Here is a 23,768-nt window from a genome sequence, read left to right on the forward strand (position 1 = left end):
AGGCGGATCACGTCAGTGTGACTATTTGACTGCGTCTTCAGCGACGGATTGAAAGGTTTTATCCAGTTCCGCGGCAATGTCCTGCAAGGCTTGCCCGCCTTCCGCCATGTAAGGGTCAAACACGAAACTGGGGGTCTTGTAAGACAGGGTTGCGGTTCCGTCCTCGTTCTCGGTGACATAGAAACGGATCGGTGCTTCGATCATCGCATTGGTAGAGGTTTCCAGCACCCTTACGGCGTAATCGTTGTTGAACGCGCCAATCACCATGTTACCCGGAATGGTGATCCCTCGTGCCGCAGCTGCCTTGGTGGGTCCAGCCTGCGTCACCACTATCAATCCGTTGTCCTTGATCGCAGCCTTGGTTGCATCGACCAGTTCCGAGTAGGTCTTATCCGCGGGAAACACGGTCCAACCGGTTGGGGCGTCCTGTGCCCAAACGGGTAAAGCGATCAGGCAGAGCAAGGGAATGAGGGCTTTCATTGTCACGTCTCCTGTATTGAGGTGCACCCTGTGTGCCAGACCTGACCGACCCGCGACATCACAAACCCGTGTTCATGTGCCCGTGCGTTACTTCCGCCGCATCTTCAACAGGTAGATATCCATGATCCAGCCATGTTCGGCGCGGGCTTTCGCCCGGGTCTCAAGGATATTCTGGGCAACCTCATCCAGCGGGCCACTGATCAGAACCTCTTCTTTCATACCCACATAGGCGCCCCACCAGATGTCATAATCTGCCAAATCAAGGGTTTGGAACGAGCATTCGCCGTCCAGCATCACAGCGACGTTCGAGGCCGCATCAGGCCAGCCTTCGTCCCGGATACGACGACCGGTTGTAACAACGTAGGGCGCGCCCAGATCATTGATCGGAATCGCATGGGCGGCGGTCAGCGCCTGCAAGGCGGTGATGCCGGGGATAACCTTGGTATTGGGTTGCGGATTCAACCGGGCAGCGATGCGCAGTGAGCTGTCATAGAGGGACGGATCCCCCCAAATCAGCAGCGCGACATGCTGCGCCTCTGGATGCGCGGCAATGGCCGCTTGCCAGCGCAGGGCGATGGCGTCGTGCCATTCATCGACACCGCGCAGGTAGCCATCGTCGGCCCGGCGCTGGGGAATATCGAAATAGGCGATCTGTGGCGGCGTTTCGGCGACACTCTCGATGATCGCTTCACGCAGCCCGGCCAGATCAGCCTTGTTTTCCCCTTTGCGCGGAATCAGGATCAAATCCGCCGCCCGGATCGCCTGCGCGCCTTGAAACGTTACATGATCCGGATTGCCGGTGCCGATGCCGATCAAGCTCAGATCAATCATCGTCGAACTCCGCCAGCGGACCATAAAGGATCAGCGCCGGTGCTTTGCCAATCTCGGTTTTCAGCTGCTCTGCCAGCGCGCCAATCGTGGCGCGTTGCAGCTTTTGGTCGGGGGTCGAGACGGATTCGGCCATAAGCGCCGAAGTATCCAACGGCAATCCTTGCGTGTGCAGGGCTTCGACCAGCAGGGGAAAGGTGCGCTTGCCCATAAAAACGACGGTCGTGGCCTGCGGATCAGCCAGCGCTTTCAGGTTCAGGTCGTCGGGCAATTCACCACTGACGTCATGGCCGGTCACGAACTGGACCCGCCGGGCCGTGAGCCTGCGTGTCAATGGAATGCCTGCGGCCGCTGCCGCTGCCACTGCCGAGGGGACGCCAGGAATGATCTCATAGGCGATTCCGGCTGCGCGCAGGGCGACAAGCTCTTCCTCGAGCCGTCCGAACATACCGCCGTCGCCGGATTTCAGGCGCACCACATGCTGACCAGACTGCGCGTAATCCACCAGCAACCGGCTGACATGGTCCTGCTTGGGGGACGGACGACCGGCCCGCTTTCCGACGCCAACAAGATCCGCATCGTCGCGCGCATGGCTCAGGATCGGGCCGCTGCTGAGATCGTCGAACAGGATCGCATCGGCCTTTTGCATCCGGTCCACCGCCTTGAGTGTCAGCAGTTCCGGATCGCCGGGGCCAGAGCCGATGAAAGAAACAAAGCCGCTCATGCCGACGCCTCCGCAATCAGGTGAAAGAACGTGCCAGTGACATTGCCACGCAGTGATCCGGTTTGCGGACCTTCTTCCCCTTCAGCGTCAAACACGCTTGCCAATGGGGCGTCCGGTTGATCCACGATCGAGGAATAGTGGAACTCGTGCCCGCGCAAGGCTGCGCCTTTGGCAAAGCCGGGCATGGGGGCCAACAACTCGGCCCTTCTGTAGCCAAGATTGAACTTGCGCTTCTGGTAGGATGTGACGAGCCCCAGCAAGCCGGCCATTTCATGTTGCACGCCGTCCTTGTCGATCAGCGCCTGACCAAGTGCCATGTAGCCGCCGCATTCTCCGTGCACCGGTTTTGTTTCCGCATGTTTACGCAAACCACTCACGAAGGTGTTGGCCGCTGCCAATGTTCCGGCGTGCAATTCGGGGTACCCGCCGGGCAGCCAGACCAGATCGGCATCCGCCGCCGGAGGTTCGTTCGCCAAGGGGGAAAAAGGCAAGATCTCGGCACCCGCATCGTGCCACCCCTGCAAAAGGTGGGGGTAGGTAAAGGAAAAGGCGGCATCACGGGCCAGCGCGATTCGCTGGGCGGGGGGGCGCGGCAGCGCGGCTGACGATGGCCCGCCGGGGCCTGAGGAAGCCGCCCGCTTGATTGCGTCAAGGTCCACATGTTCTCGCAAGAACGCAGCATAGCCTACAATGGCGCTTTCCAGATCGGGGTGTTCGACCGCCTGAATAAGTCCCAGATGACGCTCGGGCAGGGTCAAATCACCACGGCGGGGCAGCACGCCGAGAACAGGCAGACCCGCCCGCTCCATCCCCAGACGGGTCAGGCGTTCATGGCGGGGGCTGGCGCATCGGTTCAGGATCACTCCGGCAAAGGGCAGGTCAGGATTGTACATCCTGAACCCCAGCGCCGTTGCCGCCGCTGATTGTGCCTGCCCGCCCACATCCAACACAAGTACAACGGGCCAGCCCATGCGCAGGGCGGTCTCGGCGCTTGAACCGTGTCCAACTTCGCCGGGCTTTGCGACACCGTCGAACAAACCCATCGAGCCCTCGGCCACCACAATGTCAGCGCCTTCAGCCTGAGCGGAAATAGCGCTGAACAGGGGATCCGTCATTGCCCAGCTGTCCAGATTGAACGAAGCCCGCCCGGCAGCCGCCCGGTGAAAGGCGGGATCGATATAATCCGGCCCGCTTTTAAAGGGTTGCACGGTCAGGCCATCTTCAGCTAGCGCGCGCAAAAGGCCCAGCATGACCGTCGTCTTGCCGGTACCCGAAGAGGGAGCTGAAATCAAAATACCCGGAGGGTTAGTCATCACCATGGCTCCAGCTTGACCAAGGGCTATCGGCACTTTGCGGGCGATAGCGGCGGTCGTAATCTCTGGAATAAAGACAGCTTTCGTCAAAACCCTCACCGGCCAGCGCGGGGCCGACCATGATCAAAGCCGTGCGCGAGATGCTTTCGTCCAGCAACCCTTTCAGAGTTTCCAGCGTTGCGCGGATGATCTTTTCATCCGGCCAGCTTGCGCGATACACAACGGCCACCGGACAATCGGCGCCATAAGCCGGGATCAGGTCTGCGATAACCTTGTCCAGATTGCCGATTGACAGATGAATAGCCAAAGTCGCGCCGGTACGGGCAAAATTCACCAGCGTTTCACCTTCGGGCATGGATGACGCGCGCCCCGGCGTCCGGGTCAGAACCACTGATTGCGCCAGTCCCGGCAGGGTTAGTTCGGTGCCCAGGGCCGCTGCCGCGGCGGCAAAGGATGGTACGCCAGGGGTCACACTGACCGGAATGCCCATTTCTTTAAGGCGGCGGATCTGTTCGCCCATCGCTGACCAGACTGACAAATCGCCCGAATGCAGCCGCGCCACATCCTGACCCGCTTTATGCGCGACTTCGATCTCGGCCATGATCTGGTCCAGATCCATGGGCGCAGTGTTGATGATTTTTGCGTCTTTGGGGCAGTGGCTCAGAATTTCCTCGGGCACCAGTGATCCGGCATATAGGCACACGGGGCACGAGGCGATGATGTCGCGCCCACGCAATGTCAACAGGTCTGCAGCGCCCGGTCCGGCGCCGATGAAATGAACGGTCATGTTTGTCCTCCGATGGCGATGGCGCAGGTGGCCAGCCGGTCGTCCGAAATGTGTCTGGGTGAAAGCAGCCGCGCGCCGGACCCGGCGGCGGCAAGGGCCGATGCTTCGGCTACGCTGCCGGTGCCATAAGCGGCACGGCTGCGGTTCGAGCATGACAGGGTGCGTTGTCCGGCCAAATCGGCAGCCGCCACGAAATGCAGCGGAAGGGCAAGGCTTTCCGCAAAGGCCGCCAGCGCAGAGTGGCCGCTTTTGTCGGCAACGGTCGCCAGAGCTTGGACATCATGGCTGGCCGCTGCCGCGTCATAGGCGGCGCGCAAACTGTCTGCCGTCGCGTCTGATGAAAAGCCCAAGCCTGCCACGATCATAAGGTCACGCTCCACTGCACGACCGGATAGGCAGATTTCCAGCCGCGCCGCGGTCCGAGCGGTGCAGAATGTGCCAGTTCGATCCGCAACAGGTCTCCGCCCAGGTCTTGGTGCCATCGCGCCAACAGTGCTTCGCTTTCCAACGTTACCGCATTGGCGACCAACCGGGTGCCAGCGGGCAGGGCGTCGCGAAGCCACGCCAGCAGACTGGGGCTGAGCCCACCGCCGATGAAAACCACGTCCGGCAGGGGCAAACCGGCCAGCGCTTCGGGTGCGGTACCGTGGACAACCTGTAACCGATCCTGCCCCAGCGCGTCGGCATTGCGACGAATGCGTTCGGCCCTGTCTGCGCGGGGTTCGATACTGGTGGCGGTCAGGGTCGGGTCACACATCAGCCATTCGATGCTGATCGAACCAGTGCCACCGCCGATATCCCACAGATGCTCGCCCCGCTGCGGGGCCAATGCGGACAGGGTCAGTGCCCGGATCGGGCGTTTGGTGATCTGACCGTCGGTTTCAAAAAGATCATCTGGCTTGCCCGAGGCCTTGGACAGTCCCCGCCCAGTGCCGGTCACTTCCAACCCGACGCAGACGGGATGATCGAAGGTTCCCAGCAAAGCTTCGGTCAGGCTCACTGTCTGGACGCTTTCACGCGGGCCGCCGAGGGCCTGCATCACATGCAACGCGCTGTCGGCAAATCCGGTTTCGCTAAGATATGTCGCCAGTTCAGCAACTGCCTTGCCGTCACGCAATAGCGCAATGGCATGAAGTCCCGGGGCCAGATGCGGTCGCAATCGGGTCAAAGGCGCAGCGTGCAGGCCAAAGGTCAGCGTGCTTTCCAAAGGCCAGCCCAGCCGCGCAGCGGCCAGCGAAAATGTGGACTGGCCGGGCAGGGCGGTCCACTCGTTGGCATCGAAGTTACGCGCGATGACGGACCCCGCGCCAAACCAGAACGGATCACCTGACGCCAGAACCACCGTCTGCCGTCCGCGCAGGCCTTTCAGGATCGGCAATCCGTCCGAGAACGGCACCGGCCATTCGACGCGCTCAGCCTCGTTTTCCGGCAGCAGCGACAGGTGACGAGGCGGCCCCATGATCACTTCGGCCCGGTCCAGCACTTGACGGCTTGCAGGCGACAGGCCATCAAACCCATCTTCGCCCAATCCCAAAACGGTCAGCCACGGAGATTCAGACATGCCCAACCTCCTGATTCTTGGCGGCACGACCGAGGCTAACGCTTTGGCCAAAGCTGTTGCGGAACAAGGGATTACGGCTGTGTATTCTTATGCGGGACGGGTGGAAACCCCGCGTCCGCAGCCGTTGCCGGTGCGAGTTGGCGGGTTTGGCGGCCCGGAAGGTCTGGCCCACTACATCCGTGAAAACGCGATCACCCATGTCGTGGATGCGACCCATCCATTTGCGGCGCAGATGAGCCGGAACGCGATTGAGGCGTGTCACACAACTCAGGTTCCACTGGCCGCCTTGACCCGCGCGGCGTGGAAGCCGCAACCCGGCGATGTCTGGCACCGCGTGCCCGATATCACTGCCGCCGTCGATGCGCTTGCAGGTGATCCGCAGCGTGTGTTCCTGGCTGTCGGGCGTATGCATCTTGAAGACTTTGCAGCCCAGCCCCAGCATCACTACCTGCTGCGTCTGGTGGACGAGCCTGACAGCGTGCCTTTTCCTTTGGCGCAGGTTGTCGTGGCCCGGGGTCCTTTTGCAGAAGCCGATGACTGCGCATTGATGCAGCAACACAGGACGCAGCTTGTGGTGTCCAAGAACGCGGGCGGCTTGGGTGCGCGCGCCAAGCTGGACGCAGCGCGGGCGCTGGGCCTGCCAGTGCTTATGATCGAGCGCCCTGTTCTGCCTAAGCGGACCGAGCTTTCGGCTGTCACACAGGTTCTGGACTGGGTGTCTCATCCCTGATCCTCGACCGGGGTGAAGCGTGGCGTATAGACGATCGGCGTGCCTTTGCGTTCGATGACTCGGGTGCGCGACGAACCGACAATAACCACGGTCTGCATATCCGCCATCTCGGGCGTGGCCTCGGCCAGAGTAGAAACCCGGATCACCTCATCCGCTCGTGACACGGCGCGCGCAAACAGGATCACCCGCTCGGGCTCGCATTCTTCGCGTAGGATTTCCAGTGTCTTTACAAAGCCTTCCGGGCGAGACTTCGAGCGGGGGTTGTAGAATGCCATCGAAAAATCGGCCTGCGCAGCCAAGCGCAGGCGTTTTTCGATCAGTGCCCAAGGCTTTAGGTTGTCGCTAAGGTTGATGGCGCAGAAATCATGCCCCATCGGAGCGCCCGCGCGGGCAGATGCGGCCAGCATCGCGGTGATCCCCGGCAGCACATCTATCTGAATGTCACGCCATTCTGTTGGGCCATTCTCCAACGCTTCGAACACAGCGGCAGCCATTGCAAACACACCGGGATCGCCCGAGGACACAACAACCACCCGCCTGCCTTCGACGGCCATTTGCAGCGCGTGTTGCGAGCGGTCGATTTCAACCCGGTTATCACTGGCGTGCAGGGTCAGGCCGGGTCGGTCGGCCACGCGGGCTACATAAGGGATGTAGCCCACCACATCGGTGGCGTCGGCCAAAGCCGCTGTAACCTCGGGGGTGACCAGCGCCTCGTCCCCCGGACCAAGGCCTGCGATCTTGACCCATCCGCTCATGGTCGGCGCCCCTGACCATGAACAACGATGATCGAGAAATACGGGGTGATCTTCTCGCAGGCCTCAGACAATTTTGTCACCGTCTGATTCGGCATTTGCGCGTATTCGACAATCCATGCGCGGTCATACAGACCAGAGGTTTTCAGCGCGCGTTTCACCTTGTCGATGTTCCGCCCGATTTTCATCACGACCAAGGCATCTGTCTGCGCCATGCGTTCAGCCAGAACTTTCTCGGGCAGGGTGCCGACCAGCACGGTCAGCACATCGTCCCCCCAGGTGATCGGATCGCCCGTGGCCGTCCACGCACCGGACATACCCGTGATGGCTGGCACAACTTCAACCGGAGCTTCGTCACGCAACCGATTGTAAAGATGCATGAACGAGCCGTAAAAAAACGGATCACCCTCGCACAGGACCACCACATCCTCACCCTGTGCCGACAGCGTCTTCAGGTGTGCTGTGCACTCTTCATAAAACGCGGCCAGCAATTCATTATAACGCGGATCGGTGACCGGAATCTCGGTGGTCACAGGGTATTCCATCGGGAATTCAATCGCGCCTTCGGGGATCATCCCGTTGACGATTTTGCGGGCCTGACCGCTTCGACCCGGTTTGCGAAAGAATGCCACGTGCTTGGCGTTGCGCAGAAGGCGATCGGCCCGGACACTCATCAGATCCGGGTCACCGGGGCCAAGGCCCACACCGTATATGGTACCCATTTTCATTCCGCCCGGCTTGCGATGGCGTTGATGGCTGCAACGGTGATGGCGCTGCCACCCAGACGGCCTTTGACAATGCAGGACGGAACGGGTTGCGCCTGCCACAACGCGTCTTTGGACTCCATCGCTCCGACAAATCCGACCGGGCAGCCGATGATCGCAGCAGGGCGCGGGCAATCGGGGTCTTCCAGCATGTTCAGCAAGTGAAACAGCGCGGTGGGCGCGTTTCCGATGGCGACCAGAGCACCTTCCAGATGCGGTCGCCAGAGTTCCAGCGCAGCGGCCGAACGGGTGTTGCTCATGTCGGCGGCCAGAGGGCGCACACGTTCGTCATGTAGGGTGCAGATCACCTGGTTGTCTGCAGGCAGACGGAAGCGGGTCACACCCTCGCTGACCATGCGCGCGTCACACAGGATCGCCGCGCCGTTTTCCAGCGCCGTGCGTGCGGTCTGCACAAATCCGGGTGAGAAATGTACAAACTCCTCCAGCCCGACCATGCCGGCGGCGTGGATCATCCGAACGGCGACCTGCTCTTCATCGGCATCAAAGCGGGTCAGATCAGCCTCGGACCGGATGGTGGCAAAGCTTTCCTTGTAGATCGCCGCGCCATCAGTTTCGTAAGTGTAGGGCATCAGGTGAAGTCCATGGTCATGAGTGTTTCGGGGGCGAGCCCGCATTGGCAGGGCTCATCCCCTGCGTGGCCCTGTTTGACAAGATCAAATCGCCCGTTGTTTCCGACCACTGTGATGTCGGCCGGGCCCATATGGGCGCATCCTTTGGCGCAGCCCGAGACATGCAGGCGACCGGGAATTCGCCGAGCCAATGCACGGGCGATGTCGCGGGTTTCCACTTGCGCTTGCGGGCAGAACGGCGCCCCGGGGCAGGCGTCGGTTGTCATCATCGGATCGGCTCCGTCCGTGACAAAATCCAGGGCGGGTATCGCCGCCCCGCCTTCCAGCAGGATCAGTCGCCACGGGGTGACACGCAGGGCTGAAGCGTCGCTGGCTTCAATCAGTTCACAAAGCTTGCGCGCAGGCAGCGAGCCGAACGCCGCGCCATAGAGAGCACCCAGTTCACAGGGGCCGGGTTGCAGTTTTTCACCGACAGGACCGGGGGCAAATCCCTGCCATTCCTGTGGCAACGCGTGAGTGACCCGCGCCATGCGACGTGTCTCGGCCGTATAAGTCTGGGCAAACCATTGGGCCAGTGCGATCACGTGGTCAATGGCGTCATCCTCGGTCACACATCGCCCGGTTTTGCAGCCGTCGGCGCGCAGGATCAGACCGTCGGCACCCAGTTCCAGACGAATATCTGCGGAATCTGAGGCTAACAGGCGCTTCGGGCCTGTATCTATGGCAAAACCAAACTTAGCGGGCAGAGCAGGCAATTCGGCCAGTCGATCAATCAACTCCTGTGTCAGCCGCGCGGTCAAATCGCCCGCCTGATAGAGCGGTGTAACCAGAATATTGCGGCGTACTTCGATGCCGGGTTCCGCATCAAGCAAGTTCAGCGCCGCAAGTTCCACAAGCAACGGCTGGTGGTCGCGCTCATCCACGCCGCGCAGTTGCAGGTTGGCACGATTGGTCAGGTCGATGGTGCCATTGCCGAACCGTTCAGCCAGTTCGCACAAACCAATAGCCTGCCTGGCATTCAGTCGCGCCAGACGCGGACGGACCCGCACGACCAGCCCGTCGCCTGACATCATCGGACGATGCGCGCCGGGACACCATCCTTGAACGATATGTGCACTCATCCCAAACCCTCCAAATCGGCCCGGATCGAATTCCGGCGTGTGTTCCAAAGCCCCGCTTCCAGCAGTGCACGGAACCTGTCTTGCATGGCCTGATGGGCCTTCGGGTTGGCCTCTTGCAGAAAGGCATCAACGGCCTCATTGCCCAATGTGGCTTCGTGGTAGAGATCAAACAGATGCGGAGCGACAGTGCCCGACAGATGTGCGAATGAGGCCATGTGATCCAGCGTCGCCGCGATCTCGGCGGCGCCGCGAAACCCATGGCGCTGCATCCCGGCAATCCAGCCGGGGTTGGCAGCGCGGGCATGAACGACGCGGCTGATTTCTTCCGGCAGAGTCCGGGCGCTCGGATTATCGGGGTTGGTGTTGTCCAGATGGTAAAGCTGAGCGGTGCCACCAGTGATGTTTTTGGCGGCGGCAAAACCGGCCTCATGCGTGGCATAATCGTTGGCCAGCAGCAGATCAGTTTCCGTCAGATCCTGGAGGTGAACAAAACTGTCGGCCTTGGCGACACGATCCGTGATCCCCGCTTTGTCCTGCGCGATGTGTTCACCTTCCAACGCGTACGAACTGGCCTCAAGCCATGCCTCCCCGGCTTGGGCGCGCGCCTCGTCCGTATAGGTCTCGGACAGATGGGTCATGTTCAGGCCGTAACTGCCGGGTGCCGGGCCAAACACCCGCGCAGCCGGGGCGTGACCGGCATAGGGGTTCCAGTCGGTCGCTTCGTCACGCTCTGACAATGCCCGAACCGCCTGACCATAAAGGGCAGACAACGTGGGGAACACATCGCGAAACAAGCCCGAAACCCGCAGGGTGACGTCCAGGCGCGGGCGGCTCAGGTCGGTGATGGGCAGCACTTCGATACCCGAAACCCGCTCGGATCCCTTATCCCAAACCGGCTTTACACCCAGCAGGTGCAGGGCCATGGCGAATTCTTCGCCCGCCGTGCGCATGGTGGCCGATCCCCACAGATCGACAATCAGCCCTTTCGGGTAATCGCCTTCCTCCTGCAAGTGCCGCCGTACCAGTTCCTCGGCCAGTTTCACGCCTTGCGTGTAGGCTGCGCGGGTGGGCACAGACCGCGGGTCGGTGGTGAACAGGTTTCGCCCGGTCGGCAGCACGTCAGAGCGGCCCCGATAGGGCGAGCCGGACGGGCCAGCCTCGATCCGCTTGCCAGCCAACGCATTGATCAGGGCCTTGCGTTCGGCATGGGCGGATGGGGCTGGGTCGAAACTGCCGGTCACATCCGGAACACGCCCATAGACGTGCAGCCCGTCGCCAAACTGGCTTTCTTTGATGTCGCAGACAAAGCGGTCGATGCGCGTGATTGCTTCCGCGGTGCTGGTGGCCTGGTTCAGGCCCAGATCGTGCTCCAGCCCAATGGCTTGCGCCTCATCCCGGATATCTTCCTGCAACCGGTCACGGCGTCTGGGGTCAAGGCCGTCTGCGTTTGAGAACTCGTCCAGCAGGGCTTCCAGCCGCACCATCCGGTCAGGCGTTCCGCTTTCTTTCATGGGGGGCGGGATGTGGCCCAGGGTCACGGCGCCGATCCGGCGCTTGGCTTGCGCGGCCTCGCCCGGGTCGTTGACGATGAACGGATAGATCACCGGCAGGTCACGGATCAACGTCTCGGGCCAGCAGTCTGCTGATAGGGCGACCGATTTGCCGGGTAGCCATTCCAGTGTGCCATGCGCACCGATATGGATCAGCGCATCCGCGCCAAGACCTTTGCGCAGCCACAAATAGAAGGCGACATAGCTATGGCGCGGGGTACGCGAAAGGTCGTGATAGTCGCCATCACGCAGCTCGGGTGTTCCGCGCTCTGGTTGCAGTGCGACCAGCGCCTTGCCGCGTCGCAAAGCCGTGAAGTGAAACGCGTCATGAGCGAAAGTTGGGTCTTGCTCGGGATTGCCCCATACGGCGTGCAGATCGGTGCGCAGGGTCTGGGGCAATTCAGCGAGCGCACTCAGATAATCCTCAAGCGGCCACGATATCCGGGCGTCCAAAAGTGCGTCGGCAACCGGATCGCCAGCCGCGATGTCGTAGCCTTCACCGCAAAGATCAGACAGCATCGCCTCAGCCGAGGCCAGCGCGTCGAGACCAACCGCATGGGCCATTTGCCAGTCTTTGCCGGGATATGTGGACAGTACCAACGCAGGAACCTGATCTGCCTTGGGTTTGTCATTCAGGGCAAGCCAACCCGATACCCGGTCGATGATCGCCTCGATCCGGTCCGGCTCGGCCCGATGCGCAAAACGCGAGTATTCCAAATGCGGATCGCGCTTGCCCGGCTCTTTGAAAGAGGCAACGCCTGCCGATATTCGCCCGTCCACTTCGGGCAATACCACATGCATGGCGAGGTCGGCGGGTGACAGGCCGCGTTCGGCCTCGGCCCAGGCCTTGCGTCGCGAGGTGGCGAGAGCGACCTGAAACACCGGTACATCTGCTGCGTCCAGAGGCGACGTGCCGGACGCGCCCTTGCCCGAGAATGAAGTGGCGTTGATGATCGCCGACGGTCTCAAGGCAACGACCTGCTCCCTGAGCCAGTCGGCAGCGGCCGGGGCCTTGAGCGACGGGGCAAACAGACCCACCGCCAGAAGCCCGCGGGCGCGCAGGCTGCGGATCAGGGCCGCGACCGGGGCGGTGTCTGCGGATGTCAGATAAGCGCGATAAAAGGTGACAAGGATGCGTTTCGCATCGCTCTCGAACGCGGAATCCACCAGGATGACGCCCTGATCTGGACACCACGCACCGTATTCTGGCAGGGTTTTCGCGCCCATCACCGGCCCGGCATAAAGTCCTGCTGCCAACGCCATCTGGGCCAATGCGGCCTGCGCGGCGACTTCGCCGCCGATGTCACACAGATGTGCCAGCCGCCTCAGGGTCGAGAGGGGCAGGGTCGAATACTCATCCAACCGAGCGTCTTCACGCCCATCCGCCGGTAATACGGCCAGTGCGATGCCTTTGGCCTGCGCCAGTGCCAGAACCTGTTGCAACCCGTAAGACCAATAGGGCACGCCACCTATCAGACGGATCAGGATGCCCTTTGCGCCCTCAAGTGTCTGTTCGACATAGGTATCGACGGACAGAGGGTGCTTCAGCGCCGCAAGATTGGCCAGCCGCATCGTGGGCATCCGCCCCTCAGGCCCGCCGCCGCGATGCCAGCCCGCCGCGAAAGCGCCCAGGTCACTGTCGGAAAAGGACAGCACAACCAGATCACCCGGGCTTTGGCCCAGATCGGTTGGGGTCTCGGTTTCCTCGAGCCCGTGGCTTTCGCGAAAGACGACGTGCATGACTTACTCGGCAACCTCGGTCACACCCACGAGGATATCACGGATTTCGGCTTCTTTGATGTCGTCATGCTCGGCAATCACGACCAGGCGCGAGCGGCGCTCTTCACCGGGCTCCCATGGGCGGTCGTATTGGTGACGAACTCGCGCGCCGACAGCCTGAACCAGCAGGCGCATCGGTTTGCCAGCGACGGCGGCATAGCCTTTGACGCGCAGGATATTCAGCTCAGTCGCAAGACGTTCGATTCTGGCTACCAGTTCCGCAGGGTCGGTCTGTTCCGGCAACTCGACGATGATGCTCTCGAAATCGTCATGCTCATGATCGTGATGGCCATCGTGATGTGACGGGCGCGCGTCCATGTCATCTTCGGCGGCAGCCTCAAGGCCAAGCACGACACGTACGTCGACGACACCCTCGGCGACCTCGACAACGGGAAGTGGCCGCGGTGCCTCGGCGGCGATGATCTGTTTGGCTTTCGCGACACCTTCGGGACCTGCCAGATCGGGCTTGGTCAGCAGGATGATATCCGCGCACGAGATTTGATCTTCGAACACCTCGGACAAGGGTGTTTCGTGATCGATCGAGTCATCAGCCAGCCGTTGGGCATCCACCGCTTCAACGTTCGGAGCAAAGCGACCGGCGGCCACGGCCTCGGCATCGGCCAGCGCGATCACGCCATCAACGGTAATTTTCGAACGGATATCAGGCCAATCAAACGCTTTCAGCAGCGGTTTGGGCAGTGCAAGGCCGGATGTTTCGATCAGGATGTGATCCGGGCGCGGTTCCAGCGCCATCAGCGCCTCGATGGTCGGGATGAAATCATCAGCCACGGTGCAGCAAATGCAGCCGTTTGCCAGTTCCATGATGTTTTCCGCAGGGCAATCCGGTATCGCGCAGGATTTCAGAATGTCGCCATCAACACCCACATCGCCAAACTCGTTAACAACAATCGCAAGACGCTTTCCCTGCGGGTTCTGCATCAGATGGCGCACCAGCGTGGTTTTGCCCGAGCCCAGAAAGCCGGTGATCACGGTGACGGGAAGTTTTTCTAGGTTCGACATGATCTCAGCCTCCAATCGGGGGAATGCGCGAGGCGCAGTTTTTGCGGAAATGTTCAGGACGGTCGCGCCACTTCACCAGACCATCGTCTGTGGCCAGATACTTGGTCACACCATCGATGATGACATCGACGTGATCGATTTCGTTCAGGTTCTCGTAAACAAAGGTCCAGCGATCCGGCCCGCCCCGAAGAACGATGGAACAGCCCTGATCGCAGTTCGAAAGGCATTCGACAGGTTTCAGAATGATGCCATCTGGCAGGGCAGCCTGTTCCAAGGCCTTGTGCAACAATGTGCCGGGACGCTCAGCGTCATCCTCGACGGGCAGACCCCGGCGGCAAGTCGTGCAGACCAGTAATTCTACCGGTGCGGTCTCGGTCATGTCTCTCATCCCCCCAAATCCTCTTCGCGGGGGACGGGGTTTCATGCGGGCACCACGTCTGCACATGGACCCGACACCGGAACACCCCGCCCGGTTTCAACTTCGGGTGTTGGCAGGTCTCCCGGCTTGCGGATGCCAGAGCGGTCGCTCTGTCGGATGTCCCGCCTTCCCGGCACAGGCCAGTGGCATTGGGCATCCTCTCCGGTCACGGTCGCGGGGGCGGCTGCGTTTGGCGGATGAACCGTTGACGCATTCCCTTTTCATCGGCTGTTGCCGACACCAACGTCCGGGACATGCGGCACCGCCGACCCGCTTGTCAAGCGGTTCGCGCGCAACAAATAAGCCAAGGTGAAAAAAGCGACCTGTAGGCGTCGTTCGGCGGCATGAAGTGCGTGTTCGGTATGTGGTCGCATGACGGGAAAACGACGAACTTGGAGATGCGTCATATGAAAGTGGGATTTATCGGTCTGGGTAACGTTGGCGGCAAGCTTTCGGGATCCCTTTTGCGCAATGGCATTGACCTGACTGTTCATGACCTGAACGCAGATCTGGTGGCCGAATTTGTCGCCAAAGGCGCAAAGGCGGCAGAAGGGCCCGCCCAGCTGATGCGCGATTGCGATGCGGTGATCACCTGTCTGCCGACTCCGGCAGCATCGGACGCAGTTATGAAGGAGATGTTGCCCGAAGTGGGCCCCGGCAAGATCTGGATGGAGATGTCGACCACAGACGAAGCCGAAGTCAAACGCCTCGGTGCCGAAGTCATTTCACGCGGCGGTGCAGCAGTGGATTGCCCGGTTTCTGGCGGGTGCCACCGTGCCGCGACGGGCAATATCTCGATCTTTGCGGGCTGTGACCGGGAAACGTTTGAACGAATTCTGCCGTTTCTGACGACAATGGGCCGCCGGGTTTTGCACACCGGCGAGTTGGGCTCGGCCTCGGTGCTGAAAGTGATGACCAACTATCTTGCCACTGCCAACCTGATCACCTGCGCCGAAGCACTGGTTACGGCAAAGGCTGCGGGGATGGATCTGAACACGACCTATGAGGCGATCAAAATCTCGTCCGGCACATCCTTCGTACACGAAACCGAAAGCCAGGTCATCCTGAACGGGTCGCGCGATATTTCCTTCACCATGGATCTGGTGAAGAAGGATATCGGTTTGTTTCAGGAGGTCGCCGACCGCGCCGGGGTGCCACTGGAAATCAACCCGGTGATGATCAACATCTTTAACGATGGTATCGCACGATATGGCGAACGCGAGCTTTCACCAAATATTATCAAACGGCTGGAAGAGGCAACCGGCCTGGATATCACCGCCCCGGGCTTTCCAGCCGAAATGACGGATGATGAACCGGAAGAGCCGGGATACGAGGTTGTGCCACAAGGGCGCGCCTGAGGGTAAGGCACATACCAGACTACATCGCGCCCCGTGAACGAGCAGGGGTAGGCAGGTGTTCCGAAAAAACACGCCATATCTGGCCCGCAGTTCGACAGAATCGCGGGCCATGAACGTCTGAAAATACCAAGCGTCACACGCGCGTACTGCGGGGGCAAGTCAGCGATTAGGATGTTGTTGGAGGCGAGTACCGGAATCGAACCGGTGTACACGGATTTGCAAAACTTAGTAAGCTACTGACGAAGATAGATAATTTGTTTAGACGAGGGGCGAAAATCGGCGGAACATTGCGTGAATGTTTAGACGGTTTTTCGATCAGAATTAGCGCCAAATATAGGCCGCAAACTCTCTCTATTCTTCACCTTAGACTGTGGCAGTGAGCCAAGGTCGTCGGCAACGATATGGTGCTCTGTTTTGGAAGTTTTGCTGGGGCTATTGTTCCTATTTGCTGTGATCGTGATCGCCTATCGCTTTCGTGGCGACGTCGAAAAACCGTCGGTGCAGGAGGCATCGGAAACAATCACTCGGCAGAAAGTCCAGCCTCGCGTGTTCGACCGGGACACCGCTCACGTTGTACGGAAGCCTGAAAGCGTTACCGGACCTGCGCGGGTGGTCGATGGCGACACGATTGTTATCAAGAAAACGCAGATCAGGTTGTTCGGGGTCGATGCGCCCGAGATCAACCACCCCTACGGACAGAAGTCCAAATAGGCTTTGGTCGCGCTATGCAAGGGGCATGTCCGGGCAGAGATCACCGAGAAGGATGATTATGGCCGAACCGTCGCCAACGCTTTCTTCCTGACGGACATGACCTGAGTGCCGAAATGGTGCGGCAGGGTTTGGCCATCGAGTGGAAGAAGTTCTTTGGCGATGTCTTCCGCGCACTAGTAACCCCAGACTGTCCGTCCCCCAATAGAACGGAGTTCCCCCGGTTTCGCGGACACTTTTTCACTGATGAAAGAGAGTGTTTGTTATGCCGAGAACGAGGAACCCGTAACCTGCGGAATTCAGGGAGCAGATGGTTGCGCTGGTGTGCGCCGGGCGCAGTGTCGAAGGTTGGTCGCGGGATGTGAGCTCTGCTCTGCCAAGACCCACCGTGGGTTAGGCAGGCGGCTGCCGATAGGGGCGACGATCCGAGCAGCCTGGCCAGCGAAGAACGTGACGACCTGTGCCAGCTTCGGCGTGAGGTAAAGCAGTTGCGCCAGGAGCGCGATATTCTCTCAAAGGCCGCGGCCTGGTTTGCACAAAACGACGTGACATGCGCAGGTCTTCGAGTTCTTGACCGCGAACCATGCCGAGTATTCTGTCCAGATGATGTCGCGCGCGCTGCGGGTGTCCGCCGCCGCGAGGTTGTCCGGTACTATCAGACTGTCTTCGACGTGTCGGAACGCCGGGCTTGCTGGGCCATGCCTTGCCTGACAGGCGAATGCGTGCATTCGCCGAGAGGGGGCTTCGGGCGGGCTTCTCACAGATACCAATTCAGGCGCGATCCGGCGGTGGAGCTGCGGATGCGTTTGAGGGAACTTGCAGAGAGCCGGGTGCGATACGGGTATCGCCGCCTGCACATCTTGCTGCAGCGCGAAGGGTGGCGCGTGAACCACAAGCGCATGTACCGGCTTTATTGCGAAGAAGGTCTGTCGATCCGCACCCGGAGCCCGAAGCGGCGGCGCGCCTGCCGGTACCGATCCGGCCGATCCGAGGCTGATGGCACGAACGACGTCTGGGCGATGGACTTCATGTCGGACCGGCTGTTCAACGGGAAACCGTTCCGCATTCTGACCATCGTGGACTGCTTTACAAGAGAAGCTCTCGCGACGGCTTCGAGGACAATCTTCCGCGCCTACCAGGTCATCGACGAACTGGATCGTCTGGCACGGGTCAGAGGCAAGCCCCGAAGCATTCGAGTCGACAACGGCCCCGAGTTCGCCGGGCGACTACTAGATAAGTGGGCTTACCTAAACAAGGTCGAGCTGGACTTCTCCCGGCCCGGAAAACCAACGGACAACGCCTATATCGAGGCCTTCAACAGCCGCCTCCGCCATGAATGCCTCAACGCCTCATGGTTCCTATCGATGGACGACGCCCGTAGCAGGATCAATTCTTGGAGAGCCGATTACAACGAAAATAGGCCGCATTCATCGCTCGGAAACTTGACGCCGAGCGAATTTGCGGCCCAACTGAGCGAAACCCGAAAGGTTGCATGAAACCCGGACCCGAAACGGGGTGAGCTCCACCACATTCTTTGAGAAACCCCTGATCAGTGGCTCAGACACAGGGGGCTAGACACTCTGTCAAATCTGATGAATTTTGGCTTTTGCCCACTGATGTTATGAAACTCAGAATACACTTTGGCAAAAGGTTGCGATTGCCATTTGAGGGAATTTACATGGTGGCGATCTGCGGATATCAACGCCTCTTTTTTCGCTCCTTTGCGGAATGCCACGCGTGTCCAAGATACTTCCATGGATAATTCCTGGCATGGTCACGTTGCGCCCGAGTTTTCAAAAGCTGCTCATCTAGTTCTCCTATTTTCGCTTGAAGCTGATTTGCCTTCTGCTGAAATTCGAAGGATTGCCTTTCAAGTTCAGCTTCGGCCACTTTACTCGATGCATCAGAGTGGTCGTTTTCCATCCTTGTCAAGCGATCACAATTTAGTCGATAAAGTATCTCGATCTCACGTTTCAATATGTGAGAATAAGTGGGGCGATCCCTTCCAAATATGGCCGGATAGCTGTTCTCCAAAAATGGTTTTCCATTGAAGTATTTAAGTGAAATATCATCTTCGATGAACCGGCACGATTCCACGATAGCTTTTATCTCATGATCCTCTAGAGTTTCTATGACTCGTCTGTCATCTCCTGACGTGCATTCTTCATAGATGCGTTCAACGAAATCCAGATCGTACAATTCTATATTCGACGCCTCACTAAAAATGTGCCAAAGAAGCGTGGAAATGTCGCAGAATTTTCTTGACCGGCTTGGATTAGCATCCCCCGTGCCGGCGATCTCGACGTTGAGATCATTGACACCTAGTAGCGCCAGAAAATCGGAAACGACATTCTCACCAATTAGCTGTTTTCGCTCGAATGGCCTGAAAATCACTCGTGCGCCCGCCTTCTCCAGCTCGCGAACTGTGTTGAAAAACCGAGTGAAGATTGTTGTGTATCGACACCGATACTCGCCCAGTCCTAAATTGATCGGCATCGGGAAATTAATTCCACCTTTTTCGTGCCCTATTGTCGCATTGTAAGGTTCGGCATTCTCTGCCGCCCAGGAAGCCACGAGGTCAGCGGCATTCCTTAAATATACTACGACTCGTTTCTCAAAGCCGTCAAAGATTGGGTCTTGCATCCTCTGAGGCTGCCCCCACAATCCCTCTTCCGAGATGACTATTTGCCTGGCATCAGTTGCCATCAAAACGTCTCTCGCTTTTTCTCGGTCAACCTTATCCTCAAAGAGAAAATCCGCATTTGCGTACCGAGGTAAGTCTAGTTTGGGTGGAGTAACTAAAGGGTAGAAGACTCCATGCCTCTCTAGTTTTTCTCGCTGTTGCCAGCAAAAGTGTTGGATGGAAGTGGAGCCGGTTTTTACTGTTCCGGCATGAAAAACGATTTCCTTTTGTGTCAATGTGAGATTTTCCGGTTTTTTCAGCGTTTGAAGGAAGATTTGACTCGTAATCTGTGTATGACATGGACGCGATGTTTGGCTGGTCGATAGTGAAGACCATCGTGACAACCGAAAGTTGGTCACGTTTTGAGCGTGGATTGTAGGTTCTTGGTCACAGAAATTTCCATTGACTGCAAGTACATCGGAAAAACTTTTCGGACAGCAGGCATTCATAAGGTCCTTTATTATCAACCTTAAGCTAGTAGCAACTTTGCCGCGAAGCGGCCATTAGAGTTTGGCGCAGCGAATGTCCGCACCCCGCGCCACTTTCAATGCTTTAGCTGGGTTCCCCGCATTTCTTGCGCTCGCTTAGCTCTGATGCGTTGCCGAACCTTTTTCGTATAGTGCCGCACCATAGCCGGACTTTGCCCCGTCACAGCTGCAATAAGATCATCGCTGCAGCCAGCCTCCAACAGCTCGCATGCGGCGTTGTAGCGCCATGAGTGGATATCGTAGTCCAAAGCGTCGATTGCTTGCCGGGCCTTCCTGACGGCTGCTGAGGCGCCTCTGTAGGACAGCCGGTTTGTTCCCCCGTCATTTGTCACGATGAACACTGAGTGGCGGCTGGCGGCGTCTAGGGCGGCTTGGAGCTGCGGCAGGATTGGCACCCAAAGCTCTTTCCGCGTTTTGCTCTGCTTCACGAACACAGCGCCGTCTTCGATATGAGACCAGCGCATGTTGAGCACGTCACCGATCCGTTGGCCGGTGCCGACGCACAGCTCCATGACCAACCGTTCGCGGGTGCCGATAGGGCAGTGGTCGCGATAGGCCGTAAGCAGCTCTTGTGGCCAAGGTTCACGTTCACGCCGTTCCGTTTTCAACTCAGGCACACCACGAGCCGGGTTGTGATCTGTCCAGCCCAGATCGACACAGTGTTCCATGAGAACGCGCAGCGCCCGCAGCGCGTAGTTGGCGAAGTAGGCTTTGTGGGCGTTGGAGTCGCGCAGGCGGATCACGTCTTTGCGTTGCAGTCGGGCAGGGTTCCGGTCGCCCATGATCTCCACGAAGAAATCTAGGTGTTTGTCGTAGTCCAGCCCGGTGCGCGGCTTGAGGTTCCGATACCTGGGCGATGCCCGGTAGCTTTTGACCAGCGCCCGGAACGTTCGGGAGGACACGACGCGCGGCGCGTCCTTGCTGGCGAGAATGTCTGCATACTCTTTCCAGAAGGCGGGCGTACCGAAGTCACTTTGAAACTTCTGAGAAGCCCAGCCGCGACGCTGGAAGTAGATGCCGTTCCGTTAACGGTAGACATGTTTTGGAAGCTCACGTTTTGCCATATTGCATATCTATCCCGTCAAACTCATCGCCGGGTTCCCCGGTGGAGAGGACGATCTCGATTTTCCGCCCTTCCACGGTTACCCGGCTTACGGCTTTGCCAGCGTTCTCAAAGGCTTTGAGCAGTCCTATCGCCTTTTGCTCTATGCGCGTTCCCGACATTGCCAACTCAGCCTAGCCTACTGTTCTCATTACATTATGTTGCGCGACCCAAGGATCGAATTCGCAAGTGTTGCTCATGCAAATCTTCGTACAGGTTGAGTCTAGGCGGGGCTGGATTCTGGGGCAAGAACGCTGGCTGAGTTAGTTTAACCGCTTGCGGTTTCGTGTCACTAAACGCATACGTGCGGACGTGATATTTTCACATCACTCTCGGAAAATTTTGCCTCATGCGAACCGCCTTTTGACTGGCTCTATGAGCTTGATCAGCTGCGTTCAGATCTGCTGCTGCCGCAATCGGTGTCACTAAATGCAACCGCTACCAAGGAATTGTGCGATGGGCCGCCTCCCGCCCCCTCCGATATTCGAGGTCTACGGGGGCAGGAGGCTTGTGTGGTTCCACTGTTTCTCAGGAAACGCCGTTGGCGGATGTAGTTTGTCTTAGCAGTGTAAGCTCAATCAGGGGTCGCGTGAAGCCCGATCAGGCCCGGTCTCACGAGTTCGTCGGGAGGCAGCAAAACGGAACAGAACAAAAACAGAATGTTTAGACAAATGTTTAGACGCACGATCCGCAGATTCGCAAAAATCGTCTAAGTCATTGATTTTAAATGGAGGCGAGTACCGGAATCGAACCGGTGTACACGGATTTGCAAGAGATCGACATCAAAAACAGCTAATTAAATTCAATGCTATACGCGGGGAATTCTTCAATGTGTGCCGTTTTGTGTACCGTCAAATTTTCCCGCAGTTAATTGATTTTATTTGCTTTTTCAGCTGTCTCGCGCATGACTTTAAAGACAAGCATGAGGATTAGCATACATGCGAACAATCCACTTACGTCGCCAATGAAATAGCCAATCAAAGTATCTGTGTTGTGGCTAAAAGCCCAACCCATTCCAAAGGTACTGATTGCTGAGGCGATTGCACCTGCGACCATCACATCTCGCCAATTTGCTGTACGACTTGCTGTTATTCGAAAGTCCATCCCAAACTTTGCTAGCGCCCAAAAAGTTACCGCGGCACACACTATTCCAGAGAAAACACCAGCAAGCCCCGCCAGTGTGAAACCTTCAACCCCAAAGTTTATCCAGTGCGTTAGTAAGGCAGTTGGTGTGAATAACGGAATAGCTTTCCAGCCCATCATCCATGCTGACAATATGCGGACGCCATGTGGAAGGAAAAGTAAGCTGGCATAGGGTGCTAGCTCTGGCGTGTATTGGGCTTGTAGGGGGAGTAAAATGTAAATTGAGACTCCAAATGCGAGTAGGTGCGCAAGCGAAATAATAAGGAACGGTGCCAGCAGTTTATCGTTGCTAAATGCTTTCAAGGGCTCAGCTACCTAGCTCTTTCGAAATGACATACGAAGATCTTTGTCGCCCCTGCGCGTGTTGCAAATACCCTGCTTCTACTAGTTCTCGCAATTCTCGAAAAAAGGCGCTGCGCGACACGCCATTTAGCAATTCATGTTGCCGCAGTTCTTCTGTCTCAACCGTTTTTGAAGTTTCGCTCAGGAGCGTTGCGGCGTACACAATATTTCTCTGCACGGCACTTAAATCATCAATACCTAAGTCCCGCTCCATGCCAAGTAGCAGTTGCTTCAGACGTGCTAATTTTTCAATCCCTGCCACGCTTAAGCCCAATGCTGCAAACTAGCTGTCTTCTAACATAGGGCTTGACTGGTACGTGCAGCAAGTCCCAATTTGGCACTTATAGATGGAACTTGAACCACTTGAGCTTCGCGTGAATGAGGAAAGTTAGAGGATTGAGGCAGTGAAAAATTTTGTATTGCAAGTAGTCTTGGTGGCAGCAATTGCCGTGGCGGCGTTCAGTGGTCCATCTAACGCGGGAAGCATAAGATTTGAACAAGAAGCATCCAATTTGCCAAATTCATACAAGCGATTGCGTAAAGTCGACGGGATCAAAGCAAAACGTGTCCATTCATTTTCAATTTATGGCGGTGATTGCGTAACCTCTAACTACGGTGATGGCACAGGTAAGGGCGACTGTTCCTATGGTTCTGTGCGTTCCATGCTTAGGGAAACAAAGAGCGATGGTCATTGGGTTTTTCCACAACCAACTGAGGCTTGGTACGGCTGGGACATGCTCATTCCAGACTCATTTCCAACGCGCGGGTCGCAAACCAAAGGTGGCTACATTTTTGCGCAATGGAAAGGATTTCGCTGTACACACGCATCAATATCCCATTGGACGAGTAAAGGTAACGATGACGAACTATTTTTGAAGTTGCAGGTGGCAACGGGGGATCGTGCCAACCACGATTGCAAGAATGTTGCTCGTATTCCATTGATGAAGATGCGCGATTTCAAAGGACAATGGCGGAATTTTCAAGTCTACGCCAGATGGTCCCACCAGTCAGATGGGCAAATCATCATCTATTTGGATGGTCAGCAAGTTGCGAATTACAGGGGACCAACTCTGAACATTGCTCCAAACGCTCCGCACAAAAAGGCAAAAATGAATCACTTTGATATTGGCGTTTATTTGTGCTGCACAGCAGGGGTCAAGCACGTTCGTCCAGGCACGGTTTACTTCGCGAATGTGAAGCGTGCAGGCAGTCAAAAGAAGCTTGGGAAATGAGCGCTCATGTGTGAGCGCTGCTCAAAGCTTTCTAAGCAAATAATCGCCAGTAAGAACTTTCTGGAACAGATCATGTTGGAAAAAGAAACGGGGTTCGTATTGCTGTTGGCGCTGTCTTTGTTCGTTACATCATGCCTTGCGGCAATTTACGATGATGTTGTGCGGGGCAAAGATACTTGAACAAACTGGGATACGACGCAGGATCAGTTGATGGGCTTTGGCGATAGGTACAAGAAGTGCGTTATAAGCGTTCTTAGGTGATCTTAATCTGGAATTTGACGGCCAGCTAATGCGT

The 23,768-nt window shown here is 58.0% G+C and carries 24 protein-coding genes and 1 riboswitch; of the genes, 5 read left to right on the top strand and 19 right to left on the bottom strand.

All coding sequences use genetic code 11. The annotated features are described in order from the left end of the window. Positions 1-21: 21 nt before the first annotated feature. The 7 genes from AC2FLO_RS02745 to cbiE form a co-directional block, all read right to left on the bottom strand. Positions 22-480 (bottom strand): DUF302 domain-containing protein, encoded by a 459-nt coding sequence (locus tag AC2FLO_RS02745; RefSeq protein ID WP_480585105.1) that lies wholly within the window; start codon positions 478-480, stop codon positions 22-24. Between the two features lie 87 nt (positions 481-567). Further along, positions 568-1,311, bottom strand: coding sequence for a precorrin-6A synthase (deacetylating) (cobF, locus tag AC2FLO_RS02750; RefSeq protein WP_496751268.1), 744 nt, complete (start codon positions 1,309-1,311; stop codon positions 568-570). After that, positions 1,304-2,032, bottom strand: coding sequence for a uroporphyrinogen-III C-methyltransferase (gene cobA / locus AC2FLO_RS02755; protein WP_496751269.1), 729 nt, complete (start codon positions 2,030-2,032; stop codon positions 1,304-1,306). The genes cobF and cobA overlap by 8 nt, the downstream gene beginning before the upstream one ends. Then, positions 2,029-3,351, bottom strand: a complete 1,323-nt coding sequence (locus tag AC2FLO_RS02760; RefSeq protein WP_496751952.1) for a cobyrinic acid a,c-diamide synthase CobB — start codon at positions 3,349-3,351, stop codon at positions 2,029-2,031. The genes cobA and AC2FLO_RS02760 overlap by 4 nt, the downstream gene beginning before the upstream one ends. Next, entirely contained in the window at positions 3,338-4,132 is a 795-nt protein-coding gene (cobM, locus tag AC2FLO_RS02765) for a precorrin-4 C(11)-methyltransferase (RefSeq protein ID WP_496751270.1), read from the bottom strand. Before cobM ends, AC2FLO_RS02760 begins: the two co-directional genes overlap by 14 nt. After that, on the bottom strand, positions 4,129-4,497 hold the full coding sequence (locus tag AC2FLO_RS02770; protein ID WP_480915066.1) for a cobalamin biosynthesis protein: 369 nt from the start codon (positions 4,495-4,497) through the stop codon (positions 4,129-4,131). Before AC2FLO_RS02770 ends, cobM begins: the two co-directional genes overlap by 4 nt. After that, positions 4,494-5,693, bottom strand: coding sequence for a precorrin-6y C5,15-methyltransferase (decarboxylating) subunit CbiE (cbiE, locus tag AC2FLO_RS02775; protein WP_496804119.1), 1,200 nt, complete (start codon positions 5,691-5,693; stop codon positions 4,494-4,496). Before cbiE ends, AC2FLO_RS02770 begins: the two co-directional genes overlap by 4 nt. On the opposite strand from cbiE, the gene AC2FLO_RS02780 reads away from it, so the two are divergent. Further along, positions 5,692-6,423: a cobalt-precorrin-6A reductase gene (locus AC2FLO_RS02780; RefSeq protein WP_496751272.1), complete on the top strand. Its 732-nt coding sequence runs from the start codon at positions 5,692-5,694 to the stop codon at positions 6,421-6,423. The two genes, cbiE and AC2FLO_RS02780, sit on opposite strands and share 2 nt — an antisense overlap. Here the strand turns inward: AC2FLO_RS02780 and cobJ are convergent. From cobJ to AC2FLO_RS02815, 7 genes are read right to left on the bottom strand one after another with little or no spacing between them, the layout of a single operon-like run. Then, positions 6,414-7,178 (bottom strand): precorrin-3B C(17)-methyltransferase, encoded by a 765-nt coding sequence (gene cobJ, locus AC2FLO_RS02785; RefSeq protein WP_480909814.1) that lies wholly within the window; start codon positions 7,176-7,178, stop codon positions 6,414-6,416. The two genes, AC2FLO_RS02780 and cobJ, sit on opposite strands and share 10 nt — an antisense overlap. Beyond that, positions 7,175-7,903 carry a precorrin-2 C(20)-methyltransferase gene (locus AC2FLO_RS02790; RefSeq protein ID WP_480485193.1) on the bottom strand — a complete coding sequence of 243 codons (729 nt, stop codon included), beginning with the start codon at positions 7,901-7,903 and terminating at the stop codon, positions 7,175-7,177. The genes cobJ and AC2FLO_RS02790 overlap by 4 nt, the downstream gene beginning before the upstream one ends. Next, the gene (locus tag AC2FLO_RS02795; protein WP_496751273.1) at positions 7,900-8,529 is read right to left on the bottom strand and encodes a precorrin-8X methylmutase; all 630 of its coding nucleotides are present in this window, start codon (positions 8,527-8,529) and stop codon (positions 7,900-7,902) included. Before AC2FLO_RS02795 ends, AC2FLO_RS02790 begins: the two co-directional genes overlap by 4 nt. Beyond that, positions 8,529-9,650, bottom strand: a complete 1,122-nt coding sequence (locus AC2FLO_RS02800; protein WP_496751274.1) for a ferredoxin-like domain-containing protein — start codon at positions 9,648-9,650, stop codon at positions 8,529-8,531. Before AC2FLO_RS02800 ends, AC2FLO_RS02795 begins: the two co-directional genes overlap by 1 nt. After that, the gene (gene cobN, locus AC2FLO_RS02805; protein ID WP_496751275.1) at positions 9,647-12,940 is read right to left on the bottom strand and encodes a cobaltochelatase subunit CobN; all 3,294 of its coding nucleotides are present in this window, start codon (positions 12,938-12,940) and stop codon (positions 9,647-9,649) included. Before cobN ends, AC2FLO_RS02800 begins: the two co-directional genes overlap by 4 nt. Positions 12,941-12,943: 3 nt before the next feature. Continuing rightward, the gene (gene cobW / locus AC2FLO_RS02810) at positions 12,944-13,999 is read right to left on the bottom strand and encodes a cobalamin biosynthesis protein CobW (RefSeq protein ID WP_480546504.1); all 1,056 of its coding nucleotides are present in this window, start codon (positions 13,997-13,999) and stop codon (positions 12,944-12,946) included. A 4-nt stretch (positions 14,000-14,003) separates the two neighbouring features. Then, positions 14,004-14,378: a DUF1636 family protein gene (locus AC2FLO_RS02815; protein WP_480585076.1), complete on the bottom strand. Its 375-nt coding sequence runs from the start codon at positions 14,376-14,378 to the stop codon at positions 14,004-14,006. A 94-nt stretch (positions 14,379-14,472) separates the two neighbouring features. Continuing rightward, positions 14,473-14,677: riboswitch (cobalamin riboswitch) on the bottom strand. A 102-nt stretch (positions 14,678-14,779) separates the two neighbouring features. Between AC2FLO_RS02815 and AC2FLO_RS02820 the strand changes: the two genes are divergently transcribed. The 3 genes from AC2FLO_RS02820 to AC2FLO_RS02830 all read left to right on the top strand — a co-directional run bounded on the left by AC2FLO_RS02820 (position 14,780) and on the right by AC2FLO_RS02830 (position 17,979). After that, on the top strand, positions 14,780-15,775 hold the full coding sequence (locus AC2FLO_RS02820; RefSeq protein ID WP_496751954.1) for an NAD(P)-dependent oxidoreductase: 996 nt from the start codon (positions 14,780-14,782) through the stop codon (positions 15,773-15,775). 414 nt (positions 15,776-16,189) lie between these two features. Then, positions 16,190-16,486, top strand: a complete 297-nt coding sequence (locus AC2FLO_RS02825; RefSeq protein WP_496806679.1) for a thermonuclease family protein — start codon at positions 16,190-16,192, stop codon at positions 16,484-16,486. A gap of 365 nt (positions 16,487-16,851) precedes the next feature. Then, on the top strand, positions 16,852-17,979 hold the full coding sequence (locus tag AC2FLO_RS02830; protein ID WP_496804240.1) for an IS3 family transposase: 1,128 nt from the start codon (positions 16,852-16,854) through the stop codon (positions 17,977-17,979). 202 nt (positions 17,980-18,181) lie between these two features. Here the strand turns inward: AC2FLO_RS02830 and AC2FLO_RS02835 are convergent, their stop codons facing one another. The 5 genes from AC2FLO_RS02835 to AC2FLO_RS02855 all read right to left on the bottom strand — a co-directional run bounded on the left by AC2FLO_RS02835 (position 18,182) and on the right by AC2FLO_RS02855 (position 22,503). Next, positions 18,182-19,402 carry a hypothetical protein gene (locus tag AC2FLO_RS02835; RefSeq protein WP_496804136.1) on the bottom strand — a complete coding sequence of 407 codons (1,221 nt, stop codon included), beginning with the start codon at positions 19,400-19,402 and terminating at the stop codon, positions 18,182-18,184. A 308-nt stretch (positions 19,403-19,710) separates the two neighbouring features. Continuing rightward, positions 19,711-20,556, bottom strand: a complete 846-nt coding sequence (locus AC2FLO_RS02840; protein ID WP_496804137.1) for a tyrosine-type recombinase/integrase — start codon at positions 20,554-20,556, stop codon at positions 19,711-19,713. Between the two features lie 148 nt (positions 20,557-20,704). Beyond that, entirely contained in the window at positions 20,705-20,878 is a 174-nt protein-coding gene (locus AC2FLO_RS02845) for a hypothetical protein (protein ID WP_496804138.1), read from the bottom strand. 745 nt (positions 20,879-21,623) lie between these two features. Continuing rightward, positions 21,624-22,202 carry a hypothetical protein gene (locus AC2FLO_RS02850; RefSeq protein WP_496811619.1) on the bottom strand — a complete coding sequence of 193 codons (579 nt, stop codon included), beginning with the start codon at positions 22,200-22,202 and terminating at the stop codon, positions 21,624-21,626. A gap of 4 nt (positions 22,203-22,206) precedes the next feature. After that, positions 22,207-22,503, bottom strand: a complete 297-nt coding sequence (locus AC2FLO_RS02855; protein ID WP_496811620.1) for a hypothetical protein — start codon at positions 22,501-22,503, stop codon at positions 22,207-22,209. A 142-nt stretch (positions 22,504-22,645) separates the two neighbouring features. On the opposite strand from AC2FLO_RS02855, the gene AC2FLO_RS02860 reads away from it, so the two are divergent. Next, positions 22,646-23,473 carry a heparin lyase I family protein gene (locus AC2FLO_RS02860; RefSeq protein WP_496811621.1) on the top strand — a complete coding sequence of 276 codons (828 nt, stop codon included), beginning with the start codon at positions 22,646-22,648 and terminating at the stop codon, positions 23,471-23,473. The last annotated feature ends 295 nt before the right edge of the window (positions 23,474-23,768 follow it).

The organism is Ruegeria sp. TASC047, assembly GCF_059612445.1.